Source organism: uncultured Deefgea sp. (genome assembly GCF_947072475.1).
Taxonomy (GTDB): Bacteria; Pseudomonadota; Gammaproteobacteria; order Burkholderiales; family Chitinibacteraceae; genus Deefgea.
This window is the reverse complement of record NZ_CAMTIA010000020.1, coordinates 25,203-38,817: the sequence shown is the minus strand read 5'-3', so window position 1 is coordinate 38,817 and position 13,615 is coordinate 25,203. Positions and strand designations below refer to the sequence as shown.

General features: G+C 51.6%; 6 protein-coding genes. 4 read left to right on the top strand and 2 right to left on the bottom strand.

Translation table 11 applies throughout. The features are described from left to right. Positions 1–43 precede the first annotated feature (43 nt). Both Q0V82_RS08660 and Q0V82_RS08655 read right to left on the bottom strand, forming a co-directional pair. Entirely contained in the window at positions 44–1,972 is a 1,929-nt protein-coding gene (locus Q0V82_RS08660) for an ATP-binding cassette domain-containing protein (RefSeq protein WP_297574746.1), read from the bottom strand. A 332-nt stretch (positions 1,973–2,304) separates the two neighbouring features. Further along, positions 2,305–4,473 carry a DUF1631 family protein gene (locus tag Q0V82_RS08655; protein ID WP_297574744.1) on the bottom strand — a complete coding sequence of 723 codons (2,169 nt, stop codon included), beginning with the start codon at positions 4,471–4,473 and terminating at the stop codon, positions 2,305–2,307. A gap of 196 nt (positions 4,474–4,669) precedes the next feature. Between Q0V82_RS08655 and Q0V82_RS08650 the strand changes: the two genes are divergently transcribed. From Q0V82_RS08650 to Q0V82_RS08635, 4 genes are all read left to right on the top strand, one after another. Continuing rightward, a complete protein-coding gene (locus Q0V82_RS08650; protein ID WP_297574742.1) occupies positions 4,670–9,397 on the top strand; it encodes an NAD-glutamate dehydrogenase in 4,728 nt (1,575 codons plus the stop codon). A gap of 79 nt (positions 9,398–9,476) precedes the next feature. After that, positions 9,477–10,580: a peptide chain release factor 2 gene (gene prfB, locus Q0V82_RS08645; protein ID WP_297574740.1), complete on the top strand. Its 1,104-nt coding sequence runs from the start codon at positions 9,477–9,479 to the stop codon at positions 10,578–10,580. A 69-nt stretch (positions 10,581–10,649) separates the two neighbouring features. Next, positions 10,650–12,170, top strand: coding sequence for a lysine--tRNA ligase (gene lysS, locus Q0V82_RS08640; protein ID WP_297574738.1), 1,521 nt, complete (start codon positions 10,650–10,652; stop codon positions 12,168–12,170). 164 nt (positions 12,171–12,334) lie between these two features. After that, the gene (locus Q0V82_RS08635) at positions 12,335–13,597 is read left to right on the top strand and encodes an integrase arm-type DNA-binding domain-containing protein (protein WP_297574737.1); all 1,263 of its coding nucleotides are present in this window, start codon (positions 12,335–12,337) and stop codon (positions 13,595–13,597) included. Positions 13,598–13,615 lie beyond the last annotated feature (18 nt).

The following is a 13,615-nucleotide window of genomic DNA, read 5'->3' as shown; positions in this document are numbered from 1 at the left end:
CCCGCCAGATCAATACCATCATAGCTTGGCGGGCAATACATCATCAGACTGACAGGTTGTCGATTTCTTCGCTCACACTCACCCAAGCGAGCTCACGCTCGGCGAGTTTTTCTTTGAGTTTGATTTCGCTGGCCAAGATTTTTTGCAACGCATCTTTACGCTCAGGCAAATACAAGGTTTCATCGGCCAAAGTGCTGGTAACGGTGGCTTGCTCGGCGTTAATTCGGGCCATTTCAGCTTCAATTCGCGCCAAATCTTTTTCCAGCGGTTTGCGCGCATTGGCTAATTTTTGCCGTGCTTCGGCTTCAAGGCGTTTTTGCTCTTTACGATTCACCGTTGGTGCCGCGCTATTGCTCACCGTATTCGCCGAAATGGTGGCCGACTTGTCGCTACTGCGTTTTTCTTGGCTGTAACGCGTGTAATCGTCCAAATCGCCATCAAAAGGCTGAACTTTACCGTCTTCGATCAACCAAAAATCATCAACCGTGGCGCGCAAAATGTGTCGATCATGCGATACCACAATCAAAGCACCATCAAAATCTTGCAGCGCAAACGTCAGCGCCTCACGCATTTCGATGTCCAAGTGATTGGTCGGCTCATCGAGCAGCAACAGGTTCGGCTTTTGCCAAATCAGCAAAGCCAAAGCCAAACGCGCTTTTTCGCCACCAGAGAATGGCGCAATCGGATTGAGCGCCATCGCGCCGTGGAAATTAAACCCACCCAAGAAATTACGATGCTCTTGTTCACGCGTATTCGGATCGATTTTTTGCATATGCCATAGCGGTGACTCGTCGATGCGCAAGTATTCCAGCTGATGCTGCGCAAAGTAACCAATTTTCAGTCCTTTACCTTCGGTACGAATCCCCGATAGCAAGTCTTGTTCACCGGCTAATGAGCGAATAAACGTTGATTTACCCGCGCCATTCACCCCGAGCAAACCCAGACGCGCTGAGTTATCCACGGAAAGATTAATGCCCGATAAAATCGGATGCTCGGCACTGTAACCTGCCGATGCCATTTCCAGATGTACCAAAGGATTTGGGCTGGAATCGGGCTCGCGGAACGAGAAATTAAACGGCGAATCCACGTGTGCGGCGGCGATTTTTTCCATCTTTTCCAAAGCTTTTACCCGGCTTTGCGCCTGCTTGGCTTTACTGGCCTTGGCTTTAAAGCGGGTAATAAAGCTTTCTAAATGGGCAATTTGCCGTTGTTGCTTGTCAAAAGCTTGCGATTGCTGTGCTAAGCGCTCAGCACATTGATTTTCAAAATCTTCGTAAGTACCGGTGTAAACGGTGAGTTGCGCGTTATCAACGTGCAAAATTTGCTTGATGGTGCTGTCTAAAAAGTCGCGATCATGCGAAATAATCAACAACATGCCTGGGTAGGTTTTGAGCCATTCTTCCAGCCAAACTACGGTTTCTAAATCCAAGTGATTGGTTGGCTCATCCAGTAGCAATAGGTCTGAGCGGCACATCAACGCTTGCGCCAAATTTAAACGCATCCGCCAACCGCCGGAAAAACTCGATACCGGGCGTGAATTTTCTTCTAAAGAAAAACCCAAACCAGCGAGTAATTTAGCCGCACGCGCTTGCGCGGTATAGCCATCAATGGCTTCAAGGCGAGCAAATAGCTCACCATGCGCCATACCGTCATCATCGGCGTCGTAGGTGATCGCCGCAATTTCGGCTTCGATTTTGCGCAGCTCAAGATCACCATCCAGCACGTAATCAAGCGCCGAGCACGGCAAGGCTGGGGTTTCTTGCGCCACGTGCGCAATCGCCACCCGAGGTGGCATTTCTAAATCGCCTTCATCGGCATGAATTTCATCACGCAATAAGGCAAAAAAACTGGATTTACCCGCGCCATTGGCTCCAACTACCCCGGTTTTTGAACCAGGTTGTAGTGTGAGTTCGACACGATTAAGGAGCACCTTGGTGCCGCGACGGAGTGTGAGTGTTTTAAGTCTGATCATGGGGCAAGATTCTAACAGAGCTAGCCGCCTTGATTGCCTTTGCGACCAGGAAAATTACCCAGTTTACTGAAAAATAATGCCACTTGAATGCATCTAACGCGAAGATCGGCCCAATCCATGCCGATCAACCCGCTAAATCACGGAAATTGCCGGTCAAGAATGATCGCCGTGCGCGATGAAGGCTTTGACTAAGCACCGCGCGACGCGACCGAGTCCACATCATAACTGGGTCGCCGTGTTATGGACAAAGGTCAATACCACCAACTCCGCTACATCCCAAGGCCATGCCACGATAGCCATGCCACGACAACCATGCATTGTGGTCGCTCGATTTAGTTTAAATTGCTTTTTAATTCATCCAAAGCTTGCTCCATCAAACTACTGCCGGTTTGGATGCGACGAATTCGGCCGCTATTGAGCGCTTCGAGCAATTCGGCGTGTAAAAACGCTTGGCTATTGCCGCCGTGCCGATTAGTAAACAAATAACGCGTCGCCTTCGGGCTAATCCACGACAAACGTAAACGTAAAACTTCATTTTGCTCACCGACCCACTCCACCCACTCACCCCGAACCGGAAAATCACGCTGCGGCGGCAAAGATGCACACGGCAAGGTGTCTTTATTTTCTTTGGCTACCTCATTGTCGATCGATGGCAAAATCAGCTCGGGAGGTGCCACAACGGGGGTAACGGCGGGACGCAAACCATTGCGAATCGCGGCCGCATGGCAATGCACTAATTCGGCAAAAAAAGCCTTGGCTGCGACATCACTCATGCCCTGCTCGCGAGCGATGTCTTCTAATGATTTAAGCATGCCGGGCAATACGTTGACCAAGGCAAACCGTGCATCTGCGCCCTGCTTGGCTTGCACACTCCAAATCAAATCGTCCATGGTTTTTAGGGCGGCGATAAACGCAGGCGCACGCTCACCAATACGACCAAAACTCTGCGCCAAAGCGAGGGGCCAATATTGCGCTAAAAAATCACGCACCAAAGGCGGCAACTCCGACTGGTTTAAGCGCGATGCCACTAAGGCCTCGCTGGTGGCGGTGGCCAGCTCGGCCATTTCGTTTTGCAGTAAAGCTTGGGCATTGCTTTGCAGCGCAGCGTCAAGTGCCGCGACTTCAGCGTCTTGCAATGCGCTTAGTGCCGCCAGCGCTTGCTCAAAAACGACCACATCATCAGTAAATTGCTGACCAATTTGCGCCACAATCAGCGCAATTTGATCGTAACGCGCATCGCCAGCCCGCATATCGGGCTCGTCGAGCGTGATTTCCGCCAAGGTATCCAGTAAAACCCGCGCGCTGTGTTTTTTATTGGCAAAAAACCCAGCATCCAGCATGGCAACTTTTAAAATTGGAATTTGCAGCCGTGCAATCAAGCCCTTCACCGAAACCGACAATCGCGCATCATCAAACATGCGCTCAAACAATAAAGCGATGAGCTCTAATGTCATTGCATCCATTTGCGCTAGGTTTTTGGCCCAACCCGAATGCCGCAATACGCCTAACAGATTGCGCTCAAAGGCCGCTTCATCTGCGCCATTGAGCGCACTGCCCACCGGCGGCTTATGTTGCAACACCTCTAAAAATGACATCCAACTCGGCGCGGCATCTGCCCCGTTATGCTGTACCGGCGTTTGTGTCTGTGGTGCCAAGTGCGCTGCCATACTCGACGTTGTGGTCTGCGCGGTATTGGCATTGGTACTGGTGCTGGCTTGTGGCTCAAATGAAGACGGGGTTTGGGCTTGCCGCTGGATCGAGCCTGGCATCACCCGCTCAACATGCTGAGTAATTAAGTATTGATTGACATGCCGATACACGTCGGCCACTTGACTAGATAGTTCACTTTCAAAGGCTTTGAGCGCCACTAAGCGGGCGTCAATCCCAGTTTCAAGCTGTTTGCATGCTTGCATAAACGCGTCGCAAATCGCCTCTGGCGACAGCGGATTAGTCGCACCATCCGCCTGCGCAGGCATTAAACTGGCAAAACGCTGCTCAAGCTCGGTCAGCGCCGCTCCCCCAGTATGTTTAAACGCCTTAACGACCAAATCGGCGGAGAGGTTTTCTTCGTACTCGTCATTGGCCACCAAGCTCAATTGATCCAAATTGGCTTGAACCCGATAAAAAGGACTTCTCGTTTCTGACGCATCAAGACGCGATGCTGGATTCATCCGATCATTAAAGCCCGACAAAAAATGGTGCTTAAATTGCGCCGCCAGCACATCGCGCTTCTGGTGCGTAGCTTCTCGCGCGGCGAAGTAGTCATCGCGCAACTTACGATCAAACGTGGTATCGGCCAGTTTAAAATAAGTCTCTTCTAGTCGCTCAAAAAAACCATCCATGGACTGGCTCAGCATGTCGAGCGCCAGATCACGACACATGAGCAACATGGGGTCGACCTCGGCCGATGCGGTCATTCGCGCTGAGATTGGATTAGCAAGGATAGAGCAAGCTTGGCTCATAACTACGGCCTCTGGGTTGGCGACGGGCAAGGCACACATTAGCATTCTATGATATAGAACTATTACCCGTCAGTCATTTTAATTGCGTCTTTTATTCAAACGTTCATTACTTCAACGCCTTAGATCTCTGTCACCAAAGCAATTAAGCCATTAAATAGGTGGTAACCCTTGTTGGAAGGATCCTCAACACCGTCTACAGTGGAGGACTGCATCCAGTCGATAGGCACCAGTCAAAATGAGCACAGTCACGCCTTTGCAAGCCCTCCACACCTGGGCCACCGAACACACCACTGCCGATATCGCCATGGCGCTACAGCAATATTATGCCAACGTACCTGAAGATGACTTACAGGCCCGTGCGACCGAAGATTTAGGTGGCGCACTACTGGCGCACTGGCGCATGGCTGCGCCGCGCCTGCCACAGCAACGCCTTATTCGCGTTTACAACCCCAACTTAAGCGAACACGGCTGGCAATGCCCGCACACCGTCATCGAAATCGTTCAAGACGATATGCCGTTCTTAGTCGATTCGGTGGGTATTGTTCTAACCCGCTTAAAATACACCGCGCACAGCGTTATACATCCGGTATTTAAAGTGCTACGTGACACTGAGGGCCGAATCAGCCGACTCGATCCACAAGGCTGCGCTGAGTCATGGATGCACTTTGAAATCAACCGCATTAGCGATGCGGCCGATATGGCGCATATCGAACAAGAGATCAATCAAGCGCTCGATAGCATCGCCACCTCCGTCGCCGACTGGCCTGCCATGACCGATCGTGTGATGGCGGCACTCGAACAACTGCGTAGCGATCCACCGCCACTGCCTCGCGCTGTTGTGACTGAAACCATTGCCTATTTGGAATGGCTATTGTCTGGGCATTTTGTTTTCTTAGGCTTGCGCGACTACCAATTTAATGACGAGTCACTCAATGTGGTTCCGCATTCAGGCAAAGGCCTGCTGCGCGACAACGGACTGGCCGCGCCATCGCACGTTTGGACGGGGCTTTCGCCCGATCTGCGACAAATCGCTTACGCCCCCGAGCGCCTATTAATGCTCACCAAGTCGGACCATCGCTCCATCGTCCATCGTCCGGTGTATTTAGATACGGTATTGCTGCGCAACGTGAACGCTGCCGGCCAATTAATCGGTGAATTACGCATTGTTGGCCTGTATTCGGCCAGCGCCTATACCGCACCGCCGCGTCAAATCCCAATTTTGCGGCAAAAAATTGATCGCGCTATGGCCCTTTGCGGAGCCGAGCTGACCGGTTATCGCGGCAAAGCCTTGCTCAATGTGCTCGATACCTATCCGCGCGACGAACTCATCGAAATTGAAGCCGCTGAGCTGGCGCGTATTGCCAGTGGCGTGGTGAATTTGCACGAAAGAAACCGCGTGCGGGCGTTTTTTAGAGATGATATTTATCGACGCTACGTCTCGGTCATGGTCTTTGTGCCGCGCGACAATTACAGCACCGACGTGCGCGTTAAGATTGGCCATCTTTTAATGCAACACCTCAACGGCAGTGCGACTGAATTTAATGTGTTATTGAGCGACAACCCGCTGGCTCGAATTCATTACATCGTTCGCCGCTCAGCCACCAGCGCCACGCAATACGACGCCAAAGCCATTGAAGTCGAAATTGAACACCTCGCACAGCGCTGGCAAGATGGTCTGCATCAGCAATTAATCCAAAGCTTTGGTGAAGAAAAAGGCGGCACGCTGCAGCAAAAATACATCAATGCATTTCCTGCTGCTTACTGCGCTGATTTTTCGGCCCGAGTGGCCATCCACGATGTGGAAGCCCTCGAACGAGCACTGCAAACCCAGCAACTGGTCGCTACGCTCACCCCAGGCAGCGCGCTGGACGAAATGGTCTGGCGCTTAAAACTCTATCAACATCAAACCATTGAACTGTCCGACTTTTTGCCGCTGCTTGAAAGCCTTGGCGTACGCATACTCGATGAGCGCCCCTACACCATTCACTTTGAGGCGCAAGCGGCATGGATTGTCGACATTGGCATACGTCTACCAGCACAAGCGTCGCTTGAGTCGGCCGAGCAACGACTCCGCTTTTTAGCCGCTTTTATTGCGCTATCCAAAGGCGCGGCCGAAAACGACAAACTCAATCAACTGATTTTGCATAACGGCCTAGCGTGGCGCGACGTGCTGATTTTGCGCGCCTATTCGCGCTTTTTAAAACAAGTTGCGCTCAAGTACGACATGGATACGATTGCCGATTGCCTGCTGCGCTATGGCACGCAAGCCCAGCAATTGGTGCACGCTTTTGAATTACTGCAGCACCCACGACAAGCCGAACCCGCAGTCGCTGAAATCGTACTCGAAGAAATCGCGCAAGCGGCGCGCGCCATGCCCAATATTGATGATGAAAAAATCATTAGCGGCCTGCTATCGGCCATTCAAGCCACCTTGCGGACTAATTTTTATCAAGACGATGGCAACAAAGCTTACTTATCGCTCAAAATTGCCTCTGGCCAAATGCCGATGATGCCGCAGCCGGTGCCACTGTATGAAATTTTTGTGTACTCGCCGCAAGTTGAGGGCGTGCATTTGCGCGGCGGCAAAGTGGCGCGTGGCGGTTTGCGCTGGTCAGATCGGCGCGAAGACTTCCGTACCGAAGTGCTTGGCCTAGTAAAAGCACAAATGGTCAAAAACACCGTGATTGTGCCGGTGGGCTCAAAAGGGGGTTTTATCGTTAAAAACCCACCGCTTGAGCGCGAAGCCTTGCTCGCTAGCGGTGTCGCCTGCTACCAGACCTTTATCCGTGGCTTGCTGGATTTAACCGACAACTTTATTAACGGACAAGTTATTCCACCGGCCGATGTCTTGCGCCGCGATGGCGACGATCCTTACTTGGTGGTTGCCGCCGACAAAGGTACGGCCACCTTCTCAGATATCGCCAACGCCATCTCGCAAGAATATAACTTCTGGCTGGACGACGCGTTTGCCTCCGGCGGCTCGGTGGGTTACGACCATAAAAAAATGGGCATTACCGCCAGAGGTGCATGGATTTCTGTCGAGCGCAGCTTCCGTGAAATGGGCATCGACACCAATACGGACCCGTTTACCGCCGTTGGTATTGGCGACATGTCGGGCGATGTATTTGGCAATGGTTTGCTGCGCACACCCACGATCCAGTTAATTGCCGCCTTTGATCACCGCCACATTTTCCTCGACCCGCAACCCAATACCGCGATCGCGTTTGCCGAGCGCGCACGCATGTATGCACTACCGCGTTCTTCATGGGCTGATTATAATCCGGCGTTGATTTCAGAGGGTGGCGGGGTATATGCCCGTAGCCTGAAAAAAATTAAGCTCTCCGAGCAAATACGTCACTTACTGCAAATTGAAGACAAGGAACTCGAGCCCGATCAGCTGATTCAAGCACTACTCAAAGCGCCGGTCGATTTGCTCTACAACGGCGGCATCGGCACTTATGTAAAATCGAGCGCGCAAACTCACGCTGAAGTGAACGACAAAAACAACGACGCCGTTCGCGTCGACGGCCGAGACTTACGTTGCAAGGTGATCGCCGAAGGCGGAAACCTAGGCTTTACGCAATTGGGGCGCATTGAATACGCCCTCAATGGTGGGCGAATTCATACTGACGCGATTGATAATTCTGCAGGTGTGGATTGTTCAGACCATGAAGTGAATATCAAGATTTTACTGGGCCGCATCGTCGCCGATGGTGATTTAACGCTCAAGCAGCGCAATGAAGTGCTCGCCAGCATGACTGACGAAGTGGGTCATATGGTATTGCGTGACAATGAATTGCAAACCCTCGCCATCTCGCTGGAGTTTTCGCAGTCGCTGTCTTTGGCTTCAGTTCATCTGCGCTTAATGCAATCGATGGAAGCTGCGGGCAAGCTCTCTCGCCATATCGAATACCTACCGAGCAACAATCAACTGATTGAGCGGCAAACACTCGGGCTCGGACTCTCTCGGCCGGAAATTGCGGTGCTAATGGCTTATGCCAAGATTGTCATTAAGCAAAATCTGCTCGACGAATCGTTAATTGACGCCAGTAAATGGGATCAACGCCTGAGCCAGTACTTCCCAAGCCGCTTACGCGAGTCTTTTGCCGCCCAACTGCCTTTGCATCCTTTACGGCGTGAAATTATTGCCACTGTGCTGACCAATCACATTGTCAATCGCTTTGGCACCAACTCGGTTTATCGCTTACAAGAAGAAACTGAGCGCAGTTGCAGCGATATTGTCGATGCTTTAATTGCCGCCGAAAGCTTGCTTGACAGTGAAGCGCTGGCACTTGAAATCGAACTCAACGTCGATCAATGCAGTAGCGAAGGTCAAAACACCCTCTTATTGCAAGTGCGTCGTCAAACTGAGCGTGTGGCTCGCTGGTTACTACAACAAACCTTAAGCAAGCCGGCGCTCGATCACATGCGAACTTGCGCTGCATTGGCCCTACCCCAGCTGCCACTCTGGTTGGCCAGCAGTCCAAGCCACCAAACGCAAGCCTTGCAGTGGCAAACCACTGGCGTAAGCACCGGATTGGCGATGAAGGTGCTGGCGATCCAAGAGGCGCAATCTTTGCTTGAGCTCAGTCAGTGCAGTAATGACTCCGGGCAATTGGCCGAGCACATGCGGATGTATTTGGCGCTGGGCGAGGCTTTAGAGCTGAAATGGTTGGCACTCGCCATCGAGCAATTGCCGCGTGAAAGCCGCTGGCAAACGCTCGCGCGTTTGGCAGTGCGTGATGATTTGCAACGCCTACATAAAGAGCTATTTATGCAAGCATGGCAACAAAGCCCCGACAATCTGAGCGATTGGCTGGCGCATAACAGCAACGCCCGAGAACGAGTTGGCGCTATGTTTACCGAGCTGCGGGCCGCCACCCCAGATTTGGCGATGATTTCAGCGGCGCTGCGCGAGCTACGCCACCGATTAATCGTTAAAACTGCACTTAGCGAGGTTTAGTTATGCATTTCCGCTACTGCGAAGGCGCACAGACTGATATAATTCACGGTTTTGCAATAGCAAACGCGGATTCTATCGCATGGAAGCGGAACAGCTTAATCAGATTGAAAACCAGCTCAAAGAGCTAGGCGTACGCGCAGACGAACTTAAGCGCTATCTTGACTACCCCGGTAAAGTCGATCGACTCGAAGAAGTCGTTCGACTTTCTGAGGCGCCAGAAACCTGGAATGACCCCAAAAAATCCCAAGAAGTTGGTCGAGAACGAAAAGCCCTAGAGGACATCGTTCTGGTTTTGGATCGTGTCGCCGATGGCGTCAACGATTCGCTTGAGCTTTTTGAAATGGCCAAAGAAGAAAACGACTTTGGCACCGCCGAAGTGATCGCGCAAGAATACGCCGTACTTGAAGCCGAAGTGGCCAAGCTCGAGTTTCGCCGGATGTTCAATAACCCAATGGATCCCAATCCTTGCTTTATTGATATTCAATCTGGCGCTGGCGGCACCGAAGCGCAAGATTGGGCTGGCATGCTATTGCGAATGTACGTTCGCTATGGCGAGCGCAAAGGCTTTACCGTTGAAGTGATGGAGCAGTCCGATGGCGACATCGTCGGCATCAGCCAAGCCACCATCAAACTGACTGGCGATTATGCTTATGGCTTTTTGCGCACCGAAACCGGCGTTCATCGCCTAGTTCGCTGCTCGCCATACGACTCAAACAACCGTCGCCACACCTCATTTGCTTCGGTCTTTGTGTATCCCGAAGTCGATGACAGTTTTGAAATTGACATCAACCCGTCTGATGTGCGCACCGATACCTATCGCGCCTCAGGCGCTGGTGGTCAGCATATTAACAAAACTGATTCGGCCGTTCGCCTAACGCACATTCCGACCAATACCGTCGTGCAATGCCAAAACGATCGATCACAACATAAAAACCGTGATGAAGCGTGGAAAATGCTACGGGCCAAATTGTTTGAGCTTGAGCTACGTAAACGCATGGAAGCACAGCAATCGCTCGAAGCGACCAAGTCTGACATCGGCTGGGGGCATCAAATTCGCTCTTACGTGTTCGACCAAAGCCGCATCAAAGATTTACGCACCAGCTTCGAAGTCGGCAATATTAAAGGCGTCATGGATGGTGATCTAGACAACTTTATTGCAGCCAGCCTGAAACAAGGCGTTTAATTTTTAGTATCCCAGCAGGGGGCGATCATTCGCTCCCTGATGTCATTAAGTGTATTGAGTGGAAAAACGATGAGTGAAAATCAAGTTGCAAGCCAAGCCGTCGAAGTAGCGGTTGATGAAAATCAAATTATCTTAGAGCGCCGCGCCAAGCTGGCCGCCATTCGCGCCAAAGGCATTGCTTTTCCCAACGATTTTAAGCGTGAGCACCTCTCTGGCCCGCTGCACGACCAATACAATGCACTCGAAAAAGCCGAACTAGAATCGCAAGCGGTGATGGTTGCCGTGGCCGGTCGCATGATGCTCAAACGTGTCATGGGTAAAGCCAGCTTTGCCACCATTCAAGACGGCACTGGCCGCATCCAGTTTTACATCAGCAAAGAAAGCGTCGGCGAAGCCGTGTATGACGACTTTAAAACGTGGGATTTGGGCGATATCGTTGCTGCACGCGGCACGCTAATGAAAACCAAAACCGGCGAGTTATCGGTCCTCGTGACTGAATTGCGCCTCTTGACCAAATCATTGCGTCCATTGCCAGACAAACACCACGGCATGGCCGATCAAGAGCAAATTTATCGTCAGCGCCATCTTGATCTGATTACCAACGATCATAGCCGCAGCACATTCATCAAACGCTCAAAAATCATCCAGCGCTTGCGTGAATTTATGGTGCACGAAGACTACCTCGAAGTCGAAACCCCAATGATGCACTCGATCCCCGGTGGCGCAACGGCCAAGCCATTTGTGACGCATCATAATGCGCTCGATATGCCGCTGTATCTGCGTATTGCGCCTGAACTTTACCTAAAACGTCTGGTTGTTGGTGGCTTAGAGCGGGTATTTGAAATCAATCGCTCGTTCCGCAATGAAGGCATGAGCACGCGCCACAATCCAGAATTCACCATGATCGAATTCTACGAAGCGTATTCCGACTACCAACGCATGATGGAAATGGCCGAAGGCATTATTCGTGCCTGCGCCAAAGAAGTCTGTGGCGGCACGGTGATTGAATATCAAGGCAAACCGGTTGATTTATCCAAAGCATTTACCCGCTTTACCATTGCCCAAGCCATTCAGCACTACAACCCAGAATACACCGACGCGCAATTGATCGACGCGGATTTCCTCAAAGCCGAAATTGCGCGTCTAGGCGGAAAACCAGTGCTGACTGCTGGCATTGGCGGCTTGCAATTGAGTTTGTTTGAAGAAAACACCGAAAGCAAACTGTGGGAGCCGACCTTTATCGTTGACTACCCTGCTGAAGTTTCGCCACTGGCGCGTGCTTCGGACACGCAAGCGGGACTCACTGAGCGCTTTGAATTATTCATCGTTGGCCGTGAACATGCTAACGGTTACTCAGAGTTGAACGACCCTGAAGACCAAGCAGCGCGCTTCCAAGCTCAAGTTGATCTGAAAGACAAGGGTGACGACGAAGCCATGCATTACGACGCCGACTATGTTCGCGCACTTGAACACGGCTTAGCGCCAACGGGCGGCTGCGGGATTGGCATTGACCGCCTCGTGATGCTACTCACCAACGCGCCAAGTATTCGCGATGTGATTTTGTTCCCACAAATGCGTAGGGAAGACTGACCGATACACCCCGATACATGCCGACAAACCCGCACAAACCCTAGGTTTTGCGGGTTTTTTATTTCGATACGTTCCGGTGTATTTCGATACTATCCGCATGTTTTTGGGGGTATCTTTGGGGGTATAATTTCAAAATACCCCCACCCAGATACCCCCAAGGTTTTATGCCACTAACAAAACTCGAAGTAGACAAAGCCAAGCCCAAAGATGATGGGAAAATTGCAAAAATAGCTGATGGTTTAGGCTTATCGCTCTGGGTTATGCCCAACGGGGCGAAATATTGGCGTTTCAAGTATCGCTGGGCGGAAAAAGAGAAATCATTAGCGCTGGGTGTTTACCCTGAAGTTTCGTTAAAAGCGGCACGAACAAAGCGCGATGAGGCAAGGCGGATACTGTCAAGCGGCACTGACCCCAGCCTGCAACGGCAAAATGACAAACTTGCACGCAAAATGGCTGAAAAAAACAGCTTTGAGGCCGTGGCGCGTGAATGGCACCGGATTAAGTCAGCGGAATGGGCAACTAGACACGCCGAATCAGTATTGCTTTCACTGGAAAGATACCTTTTCCCCTCACTAGGCAATCGCCCAGTCAATGCGATTGAGCCACAGGACGTATTGGAGGCGCTGCGAAAAGTCGAAATGAGCGGCAAACGCGATACAGCCAAGCGACTTAGAGAGCGATGCAATGCCATTTTTCGCTTGGCGATTGCATCGGGGCTAGCCAAGTACAACCCCGCCGCCGATCTGATGGACGCATTGCAACCACCAGTTAGCACCAAGCACCCCGCCCTGCGGTTTGATGAGCTGCCAACCTTCCTGAATGCGCTGTATTCCGGCGACAACTTCACACTGCAAACACGATTGCTACTGCAAATCATCATGCTTTGTTTTACTCGCGTCGGCGAAACCGTGCGAGCCGAATGGGATCACCTTGATTTTGAGGCAGAGCTTTGGACGATTCCTGCGGAAAATCGCAAGCTAGTGCACAAACTAAAAGCATCGGCCAACCCCCACCTTGTGCCACTTTCTAAGCAGGTTTTGGCTGCATTCAGGGCGCTTGAGCAGCACAGAAACCCAAACAGCCCTTATGTTTTCCCGAGCTTTTCAAATCCACATGGCTACATGAGCACCGCCACACCCGGCAAAGCCCTGGAGCGGATCGGCTACGGAGGAAAAAACAAAACCAATGGGCACTTGGTCACGCATGGTTTTAGGGCAACAGCATCCACCATCTTGAACGAGGCGGGATTTAATCCTGATGCGATTGAACGCCAGCTTTCCCATTCTGAGCAAAACCTAGTCAGGGCAGCTTATAACCGTGCGGAATATTTGAACGAGAGAAAATCAATGCTGCAGGCGTGGGCAGATTATTTGGACGAGGTACATCAGCGGGGCGAGGCAAAACCGCTCACACTGATTGGCCCTTAAAATCTTCTCCGTGTGCGC